Raw genomic sequence first — 14,398 nt, 5'->3', positions numbered from 1 at the left:
CCACCAGTGAAAGGAAATCGATGAAAAGAACCAATATCGTCGGCGCTGTCGCGTTCGCCGCTGTGGTCACCATGGCCGGCTGCAACGCGAACCCGAAGGACGCGGCGGGCCCGGGCGGGTCGACCACGGCCGTCCACAAGGGTGGCACGCTGACCATTCTCACCGCCGCCAGCGACGTCAACTTCGACCCGGCCAAGAGCCAGACGCTGGCCACCACCTCGCTGGGGCTGGTGCTGCGCCGACTGACCACATGGGACATCGAGCCGGGCAAGCCGGCGAAGGTCGTGCCCGATCTGGCCACCGACACCGGCCGGGCCAGTGACGGCGGCAAGACGTGGACGTTCACGCTCAAGGACGGGCTCAAGTACGCCGACGGCACGGCGATCACCGCCGCGGACGTCAAGTACGGCGTCGAGCGATCCTTCGCGCCCGAGCTTTCCGGCGGCCTCAGCTACCACAAGAGCCTGCTCGTCGGCGGAGCCGACTACAAGGGACCATACGCGGGTGGGGACCTGTCCTCGATCGACACTCCGGACCCGAGGACGATCGTCTTCCACCTCAAGACGTCGTACGGCGACTGGCCGTGGATCGCGTCCATGCCGGCGTTCACCCCTGTGCCGAAGGCGAAGGACGACCCGAAGACGTACGCCCAGCACCCGGTCGCATCCGGCCCGTACCAGGTGGCGTCGTACCAGCAGGGCGTCGCGGTCAAGCTGACCCGCAACCCGAACTGGGACGCGCACAGCGACCCGGTCCGCACCGGCGGCCCCGACCAGGTCGTCTTCCAGCTCGGCCAGGACACCACGGTTCAGGCGCAGCGGCTCATCGCCGACTTCGGTGCCGACAAGTCGGCGTTCGGCGCCGGCTTCGTCCCGCCGGCCCAACTGGTACAGGTCCAGCAGAACGCCGCGGCCAAGCAGCGACTGGTCACCTCCGACGCGGGGGCGCTGGCGTATCTGGCGATCAACACACAGCGAGGACCGCTGAAGGACCTCAAGGTGCGTCAGGCCATCGAGTACGCCGTGGACAAGCGGGCTTTCCAGGTCGCCTCCGGCGGCGCCATCGGCGGTGACCTCGCCACCACCCTGATCACCCCGGGCATCGCCGGGCGGGCGGAGTACAACCTCTACCCGGCCGATCCCACCGGTGACGTCGCCAAGGCCAAGCAGCTGCTCAGCGAGGCAGGACAGCCGAGCCTGAACCTCACCCTGCTGTCCCAGAACGACCAGCAGAGCCTTGCCCAGGCCCAGGCCGTCCAGCAGGGACTGCAGCGGGCCGGCATCACCGTGACGATCAAGCCGGTGGACGAGACGGCCTGGACCGCAGCGGCGACCGGTGACCAGGGCGACTACGACCTGACCGTGTCCAGCTGGCAGCCGGACTTCCCGAGCGCGAACGGCAACATCCAGCCGCTGTTCGCGTCCAACCAGATCGGCGGCGGTGGCTACAACCTCTCGCGCTACTCCCAGCCGGAGGTCGACACGCTGATCGACCAGGCCACCGCGGAGACCGACCCGGCCAAGGCGCAGGCGCTCTGGGCGCAGGCGGACAAGCGCATCCTGCAGGACGCGCCGGTCGTACCGCTGATCTACACGAAGAACTCGTTCCTGCACGGTTCGAATGTGCAGAACTTCTTCGTGGCGTCGTTCCCGGCCTACCCGAACTACCTGAAGGTATCGCTGAAGCAGCGATGACGACGTCCACCTCGGCGCCGCACCTCGTGACGGCCGGCCGGTCACCGCTGCTTTCGGTGGCCGGCCTGGCCGTGGAGTTCGAGGTGGACGGCGAGACGCGTGAGGCCGTCCATGACGTGGCTCTCGAGCTGCGTCGCGGGCGGGTGCTCGCCCTGGTCGGTGAGTCCGGATCCGGCAAGAGCGTCACCGCCATGGCGACTCTGGGCCTGTTGCCGGCGACGGCGAAGGTGCGCGGCAGCATCACCCTGGACGGTACGGAGCTGGTCGGTGCGGATCCGCAGCGGCTGCGCGACGTGCGGGGCGGCCGGATCGGCACGATCTTCCAGGAGCCGATGACCGCGCTCAACCCGGTCTTCACCATCGGCTACCAGATAGCGGAGGCGATCCGGGCCCACCGGGACGTGACCCGGTCCGTCGCCACCGAGCGGGTTCGCGACCTGCTGGCGACGGTCGGCCTGGACGAACCCGACCGGGTGGCGCGGTCGTACCCGCACGAGCTGTCCGGAGGTCAGCTGCAGCGTGCCATGATCGCGATGGCCATCAGCTGTGACCCGGTCCTGCTGATCGCCGACGAACCGACCACCGCACTCGACGTCACCGTCCAGGCCGGCATCCTGGAGCTGCTGCGCGACCTGCGTAGCCGGCTCGACATGGCCATCCTGCTCATCACCCACGACATGGGCGTGGTGGCCGACATCGCCGACGACGTGGTGGTGCTGCGCGACGGCCGGGTCGTCGAGCGGACAGCCGCAGCCGAGCTCTTCACCGACCCGCGGCACGAGTACACCCGGACCCTGCTGCGTGCCGTACCGCGGCTGCCCGACTTGCGGCTGGCCGAACCGGAGCCGGCCGAACCGGCCACGCCCGTACCCGAGGCGGCCGGCGTCGAGCCCGCCGTGCTGCTGCGCAACCTCGTCGTCGAGTACCCCGGCCGGTCCCGTGGCCGGCGCGTCCGGGCGGTGGACGACGTCTCGCTGCACATCGACCCGGGCGAGGTGGTCGGCCTGGTCGGGGAGTCCGGCTCCGGCAAGTCCACCATCGGGCGCACGCTGGCGGGCCTGGTGCCGGCGGCCTCCGGCACTGTCACCGTCACCGGCCTCGACATCGGGCGCGCCGCCGGGCGTGTGTTCCACGGCCGTGAACTGCGCCGGATCCGGGCCCGGATGGGCATCGTCTTCCAGGACCCGGCGTCGTCGCTGAACCCGCGCCGGACGGTGGGCACCAGCATCGCGGAACCGTTGTCGCTGCACACCGACCTGGGCGCCGACGATCGGCGGCGTCGGGTCGACGAGCTGCTCGAGGCGGTCGGGTTGCCGCCGGAGCTACGCGACCGGTACCCGCACGAAATGTCGGGCGGGCAGCGGCAGCGGGTGGCCATCGCGCGCGCGGTCGCGCTGAACCCGGCGTTGCTGATCGCCGACGAACCGACCAGCGCGCTCGACGTGTCGGTGCAGGCACGGATCCTCGAGCTGTTCCGGTCGGTGCAGCGGCAGTTCGGTTTCGCCTGCCTGTTCATCAGTCATGACCTGGCGGTGGTGGAGCAACTCGCCGATCGGGTGGTGGTGCTGCGTCGGGGCAGGATCGTCGAGCAGGGGCCGGCGGCCACGGTGCTGCGGACGCCCCGACACCCGTACACGTCGCAACTGCTCGCGGCGGCGCCGGTCGCCGACCCCGCCCAGCAGGCCCTGCGGCGCGCGGCATGGCGCCGGCTCACCAGCCCCGGGTGAGCATCGGGTCCCCGGCCGGCGCCGCCATCGCGAACGGTGGCGGCCGGGCCCGGCTGCCGCGTCACCGGGTGCGACCCTGTGGGTACCAGAAAGTCAGCCGTCACGGTTGAGCTGGGGTTTCGTGGGGTCGGTACCTGCCGGGATGAGCGGTGAGTGGCGCTGAGACTGGTCTACCTGGTGTTCTGGCGGCTGTTGCAGTGGGCGGTGTTGCTGGCGCGAGACTCGGCTGCCAAGGACATCGAGCTGCTGGTGCTCAGGCACGAGGTGGCGGCGCTGCGCCGGCAGGTGTCGCGACCGCGGGTGGATTGGGCCGACCGGGCGGTGCTGGCGTGCCTGGCGCGGCTGCTGCCTGCCCGGCTGCGGGGCGGGGTGTTCGTGGGGCCGACCACGCTGTTGCGTTGGCATCGGGATCTGGTGCGTCGGCGGTGGACGTATCCGAGCCGGCGCGGTCGCCCGCCGATTAATGCCGAGATCCGGGGCCTGGTGCTGCGGCTGGCGCGGGAGAACTCGACCTGGGGCTACCGCCGGATCCATGGTGAGTTGTGTCGGCTGGGCCATCGGGTTGGCGCCAGTACCGTCTGGGCCAATCCTGAAGCGGTCCGGGGTTGATCCCGCGCCGAAGCGGTCGGCCGTGACCTGGCGGCAGTTCTGCGGGCCCAAGCGCAGGGTGTCCTGGCGGTGGACTTCTTCAGCGTCGACACGGTGGTGCTACGCCGGCTGTATGTGTTGTTCGTGATCGAGATAGGTAGCCGGCGGGTCCATCTGCTCGGCGTCACCGCGCATCCGGTGGGGGAGTGGGTTGTCCAGCAGGCCCGCAACCTGCTGATGGACCTTGGCGAGCGAGCCGACCGATTCCGGTTTCTGATTCGAGACCGCGACACGAAGCTCACCGCGACGTTCGACGCGGTCTTCGCCGCAGCAGGCGTCGAAGTGCTCATGACACCTGTGCGGGCGCCGCGAGCCAACGCGTACGCCGAGCGCTGGGGCGGCACGGTACGCCGTGAGCTGCTCGACCGGATGCTGATCTTCGGGTGCCGCCACCTGCAGTCGGTGCTGACCGAGTATGTCGATCACTACAACACGCATCGCCCACACCGATCGTTGGGGCATAGACCACCGCTGGAATCAGTATCGGCGCCAGCGGCCACGGCCGGCCGGCGGGTAGTGCGGCGCGATCGTCTCGGTGGTCTGATCGGTGAGTATTCGCAGGCCGCGTGAGGTGACTGACTATCTGGCACCCACACCGTGAGCTGGCGTTTCGTCTAGCTGAAGCATGATCGGGTCCGTGGCTGTGCGATTGCTCTACCTGGTCATGATTCGGGTGTTCGGCTGGCTCGTGCTGCTGGCCCGAAGCGATGCCGCCGTCATGGCCGAGTTGCTGGTGTTGCGGCACGAGGTTGCTGTGCTGCATCGGCAGGTCGGGCGGGCGAGGTCGTCCTGGCCGGATCGGGCGGTGCTATCCGCGCTGACCAGGCTGCTGCCTCGTGCGCTGAATGAGCGTCGGATCGTCACTCCGGCCACGCTGCTGGCCTGGCACCGCCGCCTGGTGGCCCGGCATTGGAGGTATCCGAACCGAGTCGGCCGCCCGCCGGTCAGCGCCGAAGTTCGGCATCTTGTCTTACGGCTGGCGCGGGAGAATCCGGGCTGGGGGCACCGCCGAATCCAAGGCGAGCTCGGCCAGCTCGCCCGGCGTTAAATCCACCGTGACAGCCAACCACACCGCATCTCAGGTAAAGACAACGGGGTCACGGAACACTAGGTGGCGAACTGGACCACCAGCGGCACGGCCCAGTAAAAGATCCCGCACGTGAGTTTTGGTCCCCTTGGCTTCAGTGAGACTATAGAATCCGCTTGTGCCAAAGTATCCCAGGGACAGTAAGCGGCAAAAGACCGGCCGATTGGCTACTCAATTGGCCGGGGCATTCTTTGAGCGTCATGGACTGATATGGCGAACTGGCGACGGCTCGACCGACTTCGGTATTGACGGTGAACTCGAGTTCGCCGATGATTCCGTTGCGGGGCTGATCCTCAAGTGTCAGATTAAAGGCGTGCGCAGAATGGGAAATAAGCTCACCGTTCCAGTAAAGGCGAGCACCATTAATTACTGGTCTGCCCTGCCATTGCCGGTCATGGCGATCTTGGTCGATGTTGCGAAAGAAAAAATCTATTGGTCTGTGCCGAGTGATCCGCTGCCGGACACCGATAAAGGTTCGCTCGTGTTTACGCGGGAAGCCTGTGCCAGTAGTGCACCTGATGCGTTTCTGCGTGCGGCTCGCAATCTTGCGCAGTGGCCAGCCGCATCCTCGACCTTGGATCAGGTCGAGGGTTTCCTTCACATCTGGTCCCAGATTGCGCCCGATGTCGGTCGCCTGGATCCAGGCTATCCCGTAACTCCACAAGATGATGCCGGTATCTTCCTGCTTTATGAGCACGTGTCGCGGCTTCGATGCTTCTTGGGTCTACTGGAGCCGACGATGTTGCCCATGGCTTATTGGCGAGCGCGGAGTGGTCGTATCTCTGTGGACGTATTTGACGAGTATTCGACCGACTTGCTGGATCTTGTTGCTGGGGAAATCGTCGCTTACTTGGCGCCCCTCTATCGCGATGCGCTTAAGGCTTTGTCGGTCCATGCGCACAAGGCGGCGCTTATTGAGTTACATCCACGAGTGGCAGAGTTGCTCGATTCCGGCATGCTGGAGCCATCGTCCATAGATGATTTCTTTGAGTCTCCGGCAACCAGTCCGATCGTTCACGGTGGCAAGTATGTCTATTACGGCGAGGCAGACCCATTTCATCCTGAGGTGCATATCGCGCTTGACCTTCATCTCAAAGCTATTGGAGTGAGGCGCGTGCGTCTTTCTGAGTTTTGGTTAGAAAGAGTAAGGAAAGCTCGGAAAGACCATGGCTAGAGATCATTGTGCGGTGCGCAGCTGGCAACGGCAAGCCTTGCCGGGACTGCCCCTGGCGCGGAACGTAGAGTTCGACGCACGGCACCGGGGTTACCGGCGAGAACTGCCTCCCGCCGCCGCCAGCTGCGTCATAGTAGGTTCACAACCCGTGACGCCGTTATCGCCCGACGCGACCACGAAGGTGCATTAAGAAGGGTTGAAAACAGCTCAGTGTTGAGGGGGTTGGGGTCGAGGTGGCGCGCCGTCAGTCGGACGATACGTGGTTGTTGGTCCTTGATCAGCCCGGGGTCGCCGAACGTTCGAGCCTGGTTGCTGGTCCTGCTGTTGTGCGGGGTGTGTAGCGGTAGTAGCGCACCCGGTCGACGTGGTGGAAGCCCAGGCCGACGAGCAGGTTCACCGTGTCGGGGGCGGCAGTAACGGCGCGGGCGACGGTTGCGTTCACGGTCGGGGCGACGGTGTTGAGGGCTGCGGTGACCAGGGCGGCGCGCAACCGGTCGCTGCCGGCGTCGGTGGTGAGCAGGTCGGTGAGGAGGACTTCGGCGGGTTCGCGCGGGTCGCTGTGAGCGAGGGGGTAGGTCAGCGCGGCGGCGATGAGGCCGTGGTGGTCTTCGGCGAGGGTGAGGCCGTCCGGGGTGAATCGCTCGTCGGCGCGCCACCGCCGGTAGGTGTCGGCTGCGGCGTCGCGGTCCGGGGTCGTCGGGGCGTACATCTGCGCGAGGGGCGCGGTCAGGTCCTCGACCGGGTTGAGCGTGCGTAACCGGGTGCCGGGTGGTACCGCTTCGGCGGCGGGTAGCGGCAGGCGGCGTTTGAGCAGTGTGGCCTCGCCGGCGGGTTGCCAGCCGGCTGATTGGTAGAAGTGGCGGGCGGCCGCGCGGCTGACCGGGATTTCGGCGGTGAGGATGGTCGCGTCGCTGTCGGCCAGGCGCTGGGCGAGGGCGGTGAGGACGGCGTGGCCGAGGCCGCGTCGCTGGTGGGTGGGGTGGACGATCGGTCCCCACAGCCGGCCGGGGGTGTGGGGGTAGCCGGGCCAGCGCAGCGCGGCGGCTGCGAGCAGTCGGCCGCCCGGATCGCGGTGGGTGGCCAGTAGCGTCGCTGGGGCCCGGCCGACGGGGCGCAGCCGGGAGCGCACCAGCGTGTCGGTGATGGGTCGTTGGTCGGGCCAGCCGGTGGTGGTGGCGTAGCCGAGGGTGGCGAGTTCGGTGTCCAGGTCGGAGCCTGGGGTGTAGTCGGCGACGTCCACGGTGGTCGGGGTCGGTTGGGTCATGGTTGGCTCCGGGGGTGGGTGGCGGCGACGCCGATGCTGATGCTGCCGGCGCCGTGCCGGGTGGTGGGGTGGAGTCGTACCGCGAGGGTGTGTGGCCGGCTCCGGGTGGTCAGCCGGACGTCGCGGAAGTGCTGGGTGAAGGCGGCGTGGACGTCGTCGGGGCTGTTGAACGGGCTGGGGCGCGAGCGGCGGGTCCGTACGGTGCGGGCCAGGCTGCGACGCTCGTTGCGTGGCCCGGGCCAGGCCAGCCGGGCGGTGGTGGCCTGGATGGCGCGGCCGAGCCGGTCGTACTCGAGCGTGCCGGTGGGGGCGATGCGGGTGGTGTAGAGCAGCAGTCCGTCGGGGTCGAGTGCCGCGGTGAGGCGGGCCAGCAGGGCGTCGGCGTCGTGGGGGTGGGGCAGCAGCGACAGCAGGCCGTCGGTGATGACGAGGTCGAAGCAGTCGTGCCAGTCGGGCAGTTCGGGGGCGCGGGCCCGCACGGTGGTCAGTGTGATGTGGTGGCGGTGGGCGTAGGCGGCGGCCAGCCGCAGCGGGGTGGGGCAGGCGTCGACGAGGGTCACCAGCAGCCGGCGGGCGCCGATGAGCCGGGTGAGAACGGCGAGCATCATCTCGTCGGAGGCCGCGCAGATCAGGACCCGGACCGGTCGGTATGTGGGAAGCGGGTGGGCGGCGAGGGCCTGAGCATAGAAGCCGGCGTGCCAGCCGGGGTGGCCTTTCAGGCCGGTGTGGCGAAACAGCCGCCAGGTGGCGTGGTAGGCGAAGCAGTCGGGTTGGCAGTGGGCGCGGGCGGCGGTGACGGCGCCGGGCAGGGTCAGTACCAGCCGGTCGGGCACCGCCACCGATCGGAGAATCCTGGTTGTCATTACCGGCTCCGGCGGGCGATGAGGTGGAACAGTCGGGCGACGCCGCGGTAGGGGTCGCGGGTGCCGGCGGCCCACTCGGCGGTCAATATCTGGTCGAAGTCGGCGCCGACCGGGGTGTCGCCGAGGTGGTCGGTGAACACCCGCACCCCGTACCAGGCCTCGGTGGTGGCCCCGGCGGCGGCCAGGGCGTGTTGGGTGCTGTCGAGGTCGTCGGCGCGGCTGGGTAGGCCGAGGTTGCCGGTTTCGGTGGTCTGGTCGATGACGGCGAGGGCGTCGGCCCAGCGGCCTTCCAGCCCGGGGCGCATCGCGAGGGCGGCGCGGTTCTTGGTCAGGACGGAGATCAGGCCGTCGGGGCGGACGGTGTCGACGAGCGTGGCCAGCAGCGGGGCGGGGTCGTCGAGGTACATGAGCACGCCGTGGCAGCAGGCGGCGTCGACGGGCTCGCCGCCGAGGATGTCGCGGGCGTGCTCGCCGTAGCCCTGCCGGAGGGTGACGCGGGCGGCCACCGTGTCGTCTTCGGCGTTGAGCGCGTCGGCGGCGCGTTGCAGCATCGCTGCGTCGGGGTCGATGACGGTGACGATGTGCCCGGCGCGGGCCAGGGCGATGGCCTGGTGGCCGGCGCCGCCACCGATGTCGACGATGCGTTGCGGTTCGGCGGGCAGGTGGTTGAGCAGGGCGCGGGTGACCAGCGCGTGGCGCAGCGCGCCGCGAAGGCTGTCGGCGTGGCGGGCGTAGGCGGTGGCGAGATCCTCGCCGGTGGGTGTCCAACTGGTGGCGGTGGTCATGGCAGGTCCTCGGTGAGTAGTTGGGTGAACAGGTCGGGGTGCTGGTAAACGAGCCGGATCGACAGGTAGCGGCGGTCCAGCAACGCGGCGAGTTGCCGTGCGGCCGGGGTGTCGGGGAACCGGCCTTCGCGGTGGGCGGCACGCAGCCGCAGCAGCGCCGGCAGGTGATCCTCGACGGGCAGGTCGGGCACGGGAGCGCCGAGCCAGCGGACAGCGTCGGTGGTGCGGATGAGCTCCCAGACCACCACGTCCCGGACCTGATCTACGCCGGCCACCACGGCGACGAGGTGCGGCAGTCGCAGGGTGCCATCGGCCAGCTGAGGCCGGTCGGTGGCGGTGATCCACACACCGGGCAGGTGCCGCCGGGAGCGGACAGCGGCCAGATGTGCGCTGAACGCCGCCGCCAAGGCGAGCCGGTCCGGCCGACCGTCATGGACAGTGATGGTCTGCACGCCCGGCCGGTCACGCAGCCGCACGGCGGCGTCGGCGCGGAGGTCCGTGACGGCGGGCAGCCACCACAGCCGCAGACGGTGACCGGCGCCGGCCCAGACCGCGCCGGACTGGTCGCCGACGTCACCGCCGACGATCAGCCCGGCCGCCGGGGTGCGCAGCGTGGGCAGGTCGGCAGGGCCGAAGTAGTGTTCCCGCAGCGGTGTCACGGTCACCATGACGCTGCGAACCGGGCGTAGTAGCGCTCCAGCAGCCCGCACGACTCCAGGATCTCGTCGGTGCGGGCGACGTTGTGCCCGGCGACCAGGCCGCCGCGGGTCGGCTGGGCGAGGGTGGCGGCGCCGACGAGCAGGCTGGCCAGCACCAGGTCGGCGTACTTGTTCGGCAACGACTCGGCGTAGTGGAAATTGATCGGGTAACCGTCGCCGACCACGGTCGCCACCGGCCCGTGCGGCAGCTGTAGCCGGACGCCCAGGACGCCGGCGTCGGTCACCGACCGGGCCTCCTCGACCAGCTCGTCGAGGGCGAACTCGGTGGTGCGCGAGGTGGTCGACACCAGGTAGCAGTCCCGGGCGAGCGCGGCGGCGTGCTCGCCGCGCAGCGAGGTGCGGCCGGTGCTGCCCACGATCAGCGGCGGCCGGTGCCGGCGCAGCAGCTCGACCAGCGACCGGGCGGTGGTGAAGCCGCGTTCGTGCGCGGCGACCAGCCGCACGATCGCCGCATCGTAGACGGCCACCCGCATCCGCCGGCTCCGTAGGATTTCGGCGATCTGCTCGCCGATACGGCCGAACCCGAGCACCAGCGCCGACTGGCCTTCGAACTTCTCGTGCGGCAGCAACGCCAGGATGTTGCGCACGGCGGCGTCGGCGACGCCGTAGGACTCGATCGTGGCCTTCAGCCGCGACTCAGCCACGGAGAACACCGGCATCGGAATCGCGCCGGCGAACGGCGCCAGCTTGGTGATGCCGGAGGTGGTCTGCTCCACCAGCCCGACGAACGCGCCGGCGAGGTCGGGGCGCTGGGTGAGCAGGACCGGCAGGGTGTAGCCACCGTCGTCAACCAGCAGCCCCGCCCGGCCGAGCGCGCGGGCGCGGCGGATGTGGTCGTCGAGCCCGGCCGCAATGGCCGTCCACGGCCACACCGTGATACCGGCCCGGCGCAGGTGAGCGTCGACGCGGTGGGTGTGCCGGTACCGGTAGCCCTTGTCGATGACGGTGATCGCCTCGGGCGGTACCCCCATTGCCTGGATCGCCTCGACCATGACCAGGAAGTCGGTCATGTGGTGCACGGTGAGCACCGGCGCGATGTCGACCAGGCGCCGCGCCGGGAGGTAGGCGGGCATGGTGGCGGTCAGCGGCAGCTGCTCGCGCAGCTGCCGCAGCTCGCCGTCGGTGAACCCGATGCGGTCTACCGCGGCGGCGACCTCGCACAGCAGCCCGTCGGTGAGCTGCCCCGGATCGTCGATGACGACCGACACGACCGTGCTCGGGCATGGGTACGCCTCGGGTCGCGTCGGGGCGGCGGCGCTGACCCGCACCGTCGCTTCGCCGGCGAGGGTGAGCCGGCGGTCGCTGCCGTCGCCGACCTGCGCAGTCACGCCCACGATGGCGGCGATGGCGTCGACGACCTGCGCGACGAGATCTGCGCGGTCGGCCGGTCCGGCGCCGACGGTCACCGTGGCCACGGTCGGCGCGCTGGTCCGGCGCCGGTCGATCAAGGGTAGGGGAGGGGCAAGTGTGCTCGTCACGGTTCCTCCGATTCAGTCGAGCGCGGTATGACGCGCTGAGCGGGGGTGGTCCTTCATGCCTGGCGGAATCGGCTGGGATTGGCGGGGGCAACGCTCAGCCTGTACCTGTGGTGTGGGCTGCCATCGGCATGCTCCGTCAGCATTGGCCGATGACAGCCGTCCCCGTGCTGGCCAGGAACGGTAGGCGGGACCGCGACGGCAGATAGACACCCGTTGTGGGGTACACAACGGGTGTCCCTTGCGTGGAGGAAGAGCGGCTAGTCTGGCAGGCTCGCCGCGTTTAGCAGTGGATGCAGGTCGGGTTCGACGGCGGGTTTCATGCGGCTGCGTAGTTCACGTAGCGTTTCCCGGACATGGACGCTGTAGCGCAGCTCTTCGGGTGACTCCTGGTGCAGTCGTTGCAGCATGTGAACGGCGGCTACGTCGTGGCGGCTACGGGCGTAGCAGCGCGCCGAGTCGAGGTAGAAGGTCAGGCGGCGCTCGACGGCGGGGGACTGGCCGATCGGGATCTGTTCCGCAAGCTCCAATGCTTGACGGACCTGGCCGAACTCGATGGTGGCGGACAACCGGTAGAGCGCGACGTTGATCGGTCCGAACGCCATGCGGAAGTAGTTGGTCTCGCCGGTGCGTGTCGCGATGTCAGTGGCCACCTTCAGTTGGCGGTGGGCCTCGTCGGGACGATCGTCGCGCGCGGCTTCCGTCGCGCCGAGCAGGTGCAGGCCGCCGAAGACCGCCAACCGCCGCGGTGACGCCTGCGCCATGCGGGGCATTAGCTCTCGGATCGCGCGCTGTATCACCTCCCGTGCCTGTCCGATTCTTCCCTGCGCCGACAGGATCATCGCCAGGTTCCAGGCACCGGCGGCTGCCATGTCCGGGTCGTCGGCGTCCAGCGCGCAGCACACAGCCCGATCCGCGGCTACCAGCGACAATTCGTACTCGCCCACCCGCTTGGTCCACGTCCGGACGAGCTGGTAGGTGGTACTGGCCAGCCGCAGTGCACGCCGCCGGTCCCCACCCTGCGTGACGCGTGTGGCGGCCTGTACCTCCTGGATCAGGTTGGGCAACTGCTGGCCCACGAGTTCGTAACGGAACACCGATGCCGCCTGCCACGCCTGCCAGGTCCGCTCGATCCGGCGGGCCAGCGCGTCCAGGTCCGGGCGGTATCCGTCTGGGACCCCTCGATCCATCAATGCGCGATACAGCGCGTCAGCCGCTGGATGCCCCCGATGCCCGTCGGACGTCAGGCGCAGCGGTACTCCGGTGAGGTCGCGAAGGTCCTTGATCCGCAGTGCCTGGGCGAACAGCACCAGCTGCGCGAACCGCGTTACCGGCCGGTCCCCGGATTCGATCTTCTTCATCATCGACAGCGAAATCCCGACCAACCCCGCCAGCTCCTGCTGCGTCAGGCCACGGCGCGCCCGGTGAACGGCGATGCGCTGCCCAATCGCCCACTCATCGATCTCCACGGCCACCGTCCCGCGTTGCCCTGTGGATGTCTCCGCTCGTCGCCAGCACGTTACGCCCGTCAATGGCAGACTTACAGCATGGCAACCGACCGGCCGGCGTTGCTCGTGCTGTGGGACGTCGACCACACCCTCATCGACACCGCTGGCGTTGGCAGGCAGCTCTACCACGCCGCGTTCGAGGCTGTTACCGGACGTCATCTGGAGCACGAGGCCGACCCCACCGGCCGCACCGAACAAGCGATTTTCCGCGAGACTCTCGACCGGCACGCGATCCCCACCAGCCCGCCGCTGGAGGCGGCCTACCGTGTCGAGCTGCCCCGCCAGTACCAGCAGCACCTCAATCAGCTGCAGGCCAAAGGCTACGCCCTTCCCGGCGCATCCGAAGCCCTCCACGCGCTCACCCAACGGCCAGGAGTCGTACAGACCGTGCTCTCCGGCAACTACCGGCAGGTCGCCATCACGAAGCTGAAGGCGTTCGGCCTCGACCAGCACGTAGATTTCCACGCCGGGGCGTACGGCGAAGACGACACCGAGCGCGCGAAGCTTGTACCGATCGCGCAAGAACGCGCCCGCACCAGATACGGCCAGACGTTCGACCGGGCCAACACCGTCATCATCGGAGACTCCGAAGGCGACATCCAGGCCGCGCAGGTCGGGGGCGCGCAGATCATCGCCGTGGCCACCGGACGTGACAGCGCTGACGCCCTACGGCGGGCCGGAGCAGCCGTCGTGCTCGCTGACCTAACAAATACCGGCGCGCTCATCCGCGCCATCACTCGCATCAGCGAACGTTGACTCCACAGTGCTGCGTTTCCACGACCACCATTCGATTGGCGCTGTCGAGAAGGCCATCCAAGACCAGCGACGAGCGCGCCAACGTATGCCGCAGGCTGCGGTCCCCATCGAAGTCGTGCTGATTCAGGAGCACCGCGCAGATGCCAGAGGCGAGGCGGTAGCCGCCGGCAGACATGACCGGGAGCGACGCTAGTGCGCATTCTCCGGCGCGCCGCGCTCCCACCATGAATGCACAGGCTTGCACCCGCTGCCACTGTTCCGCCTCAGCCGCCGTGAGCAGCAGCTTGACCAGCCCGACGCGGACGTCGAGGTCACGGTCTTCCGCCGGTCGTAGGTAGCGGGAGCAGACGATGGGTGAGCATGCCGCATGCTCGGCATCCTGCTCCGTCCACTGTCTACGTTGGCATTCGCTGATGACAGCCGTTAAAGAAAGCTCAGCCGTTCGATACCTGTAGCCGGTTCTTAGCCCGGCACCGCTTCTAGCGGTGCCGGGATTGTTTGCTTCTAGCCATTTCCGGCCGCCCGAAGCCGGACCTTCGTCAAGGAGTCCCTTGTGTCTACCGATCAATCCAATCCGCGCCGCCGTCTGCCCCCGACCGGCGGCTCAGCCGCAGCTTGTCGACGCGTCCCCGTCGACCGCACCGCCGTCGCTGGGGGAGTACAACCAGCTCCTGTACACCCCGGCCGAGGCCGCCGCA

The 14,398-nt window shown here is 68.9% G+C and carries 13 protein-coding genes; 7 read left to right on the top strand and 6 right to left on the bottom strand.

Annotation, left to right across the window (positions count from 1 at the left end; translation table 11 throughout):
• The first annotated feature begins 20 nt into the window (after nucleotides 1-20).
• The 6 genes from HC031_RS30945 (at nucleotide 21) to HC031_RS30925 (ending at nucleotide 6,330) form a co-directional block, all read left to right on the top strand.
• The gene (locus HC031_RS30945; protein WP_167929002.1) at nucleotides 21-1,694 is read left to right on the top strand and encodes an ABC transporter substrate-binding protein; all 1,674 of its coding nucleotides are present in this window, start codon (nucleotides 21-23) and stop codon (nucleotides 1,692-1,694) included.
• Complete coding sequence (locus HC031_RS30940; protein WP_167929001.1) at nucleotides 1,691-3,421, top strand: ABC transporter ATP-binding protein; 1,731 nt, start codon at nucleotides 1,691-1,693, stop codon at nucleotides 3,419-3,421. Before HC031_RS30945 ends, HC031_RS30940 begins: the two co-directional genes overlap by 4 nt.
• A gap of 153 nt (nucleotides 3,422-3,574) precedes the next feature.
• Nucleotides 3,575-4,030: a hypothetical protein gene (locus HC031_RS34175; RefSeq protein WP_277349861.1), complete on the top strand. Its 456-nt coding sequence runs from the start codon at nucleotides 3,575-3,577 to the stop codon at nucleotides 4,028-4,030.
• A gap of 69 nt (nucleotides 4,031-4,099) precedes the next feature.
• On the top strand, nucleotides 4,100-4,639 hold the full coding sequence (locus tag HC031_RS33705; RefSeq protein ID WP_338090921.1) for an integrase core domain-containing protein: 540 nt from the start codon (nucleotides 4,100-4,102) through the stop codon (nucleotides 4,637-4,639).
• Between the two features lie 67 nt (nucleotides 4,640-4,706).
• Nucleotides 4,707-5,117, top strand: coding sequence for a hypothetical protein (locus HC031_RS30930; RefSeq protein ID WP_205863473.1), 411 nt, complete (start codon nucleotides 4,707-4,709; stop codon nucleotides 5,115-5,117).
• A 157-nt stretch (nucleotides 5,118-5,274) separates the two neighbouring features.
• Nucleotides 5,275-6,330, top strand: coding sequence for a DUF4365 domain-containing protein (locus tag HC031_RS30925; RefSeq protein ID WP_167929000.1), 1,056 nt, complete (start codon nucleotides 5,275-5,277; stop codon nucleotides 6,328-6,330).
• 277 nt (nucleotides 6,331-6,607) lie between these two features.
• Here the strand turns inward: HC031_RS30925 and HC031_RS30920 are convergent, their stop codons facing one another.
• The 6 genes from HC031_RS30920 to HC031_RS30895 form a co-directional block, all read right to left on the bottom strand.
• The gene (locus tag HC031_RS30920; RefSeq protein ID WP_167928999.1) at nucleotides 6,608-7,594 is read right to left on the bottom strand and encodes a GNAT family N-acetyltransferase; all 987 of its coding nucleotides are present in this window, start codon (nucleotides 7,592-7,594) and stop codon (nucleotides 6,608-6,610) included.
• Entirely contained in the window at nucleotides 7,591-8,457 is an 867-nt protein-coding gene (locus HC031_RS30915; RefSeq protein ID WP_167928998.1) for a class I SAM-dependent methyltransferase, read from the bottom strand. The genes HC031_RS30920 and HC031_RS30915 overlap by 4 nt, the downstream gene beginning before the upstream one ends.
• Nucleotides 8,457-9,242 carry a methyltransferase gene (locus tag HC031_RS30910; RefSeq protein WP_167928997.1) on the bottom strand — a complete coding sequence of 262 codons (786 nt, stop codon included), beginning with the start codon at nucleotides 9,240-9,242 and terminating at the stop codon, nucleotides 8,457-8,459. Before HC031_RS30910 ends, HC031_RS30915 begins: the two co-directional genes overlap by 1 nt.
• Nucleotides 9,239-9,910 carry a hypothetical protein gene (locus HC031_RS30905; protein WP_167928996.1) on the bottom strand — a complete coding sequence of 224 codons (672 nt, stop codon included), beginning with the start codon at nucleotides 9,908-9,910 and terminating at the stop codon, nucleotides 9,239-9,241. The genes HC031_RS30910 and HC031_RS30905 overlap by 4 nt, the downstream gene beginning before the upstream one ends.
• Complete coding sequence (locus tag HC031_RS34655) at nucleotides 9,904-11,439, bottom strand: NAD(P)-dependent oxidoreductase (protein WP_167928995.1); 1,536 nt, start codon at nucleotides 11,437-11,439, stop codon at nucleotides 9,904-9,906. Before HC031_RS34655 ends, HC031_RS30905 begins: the two co-directional genes overlap by 7 nt.
• 257 nt (nucleotides 11,440-11,696) lie before the next feature.
• Complete coding sequence (locus tag HC031_RS30895; protein ID WP_167928994.1) at nucleotides 11,697-12,905, bottom strand: helix-turn-helix domain-containing protein; 1,209 nt, start codon at nucleotides 12,903-12,905, stop codon at nucleotides 11,697-11,699.
• A 78-nt stretch (nucleotides 12,906-12,983) separates the two neighbouring features.
• Here HC031_RS30895 and HC031_RS30890 point away from each other — a divergent pair, with 78 nt between their 5' ends.
• Nucleotides 12,984-13,700: an HAD family hydrolase gene (locus tag HC031_RS30890; protein ID WP_167928993.1), complete on the top strand. Its 717-nt coding sequence runs from the start codon at nucleotides 12,984-12,986 to the stop codon at nucleotides 13,698-13,700.
• The last annotated feature ends 698 nt before the right edge of the window (nucleotides 13,701-14,398 follow it).

Source organism: Planosporangium thailandense, from assembly GCF_011947195.1.
In the GTDB taxonomy this organism is placed as follows: domain Bacteria; phylum Actinomycetota; class Actinomycetes; order Mycobacteriales; family Micromonosporaceae; genus Planosporangium; species Planosporangium thailandense.
This window is presented reverse-complemented; position numbering and strand designations above follow the sequence as displayed.

What these genes read in the sequence shown, in the direction of transcription:
- HC031_RS30945 (WP_167929002.1), top strand. Translation starts at nt 21, where the DNA reads ATGAAAAGAACCAATATCGTCGGCGCTGTCGCGTTCGCCGCTGTGGTC.
- HC031_RS30940 (WP_167929001.1), top strand. Translation starts at nt 1,691, where the DNA reads ATGACGACGTCCACCTCGGCGCCGCACCTCGTGACGGCCGGCCGGTCA.
- HC031_RS30920 (WP_167928999.1), bottom strand. Translation starts at nt 7,594, where the DNA reads ATGACCCAACCGACCCCGACCACCGTGGACGTCGCCGACTACACCCCA.
- HC031_RS30915 (WP_167928998.1), bottom strand. Translation starts at nt 8,457, where the DNA reads ATGACAACCAGGATTCTCCGATCGGTGGCGGTGCCCGACCGGCTGGTA.
- HC031_RS30910 (WP_167928997.1), bottom strand. Translation starts at nt 9,242, where the DNA reads ATGACCACCGCCACCAGTTGGACACCCACCGGCGAGGATCTCGCCACC.
- HC031_RS30905 (WP_167928996.1), bottom strand. Translation starts at nt 9,910, where the DNA reads ATGGTGACCGTGACACCGCTGCGGGAACACTACTTCGGCCCTGCCGAC.
- HC031_RS30890 (WP_167928993.1), top strand. Translation starts at nt 12,984, where the DNA reads ATGGCAACCGACCGGCCGGCGTTGCTCGTGCTGTGGGACGTCGACCAC.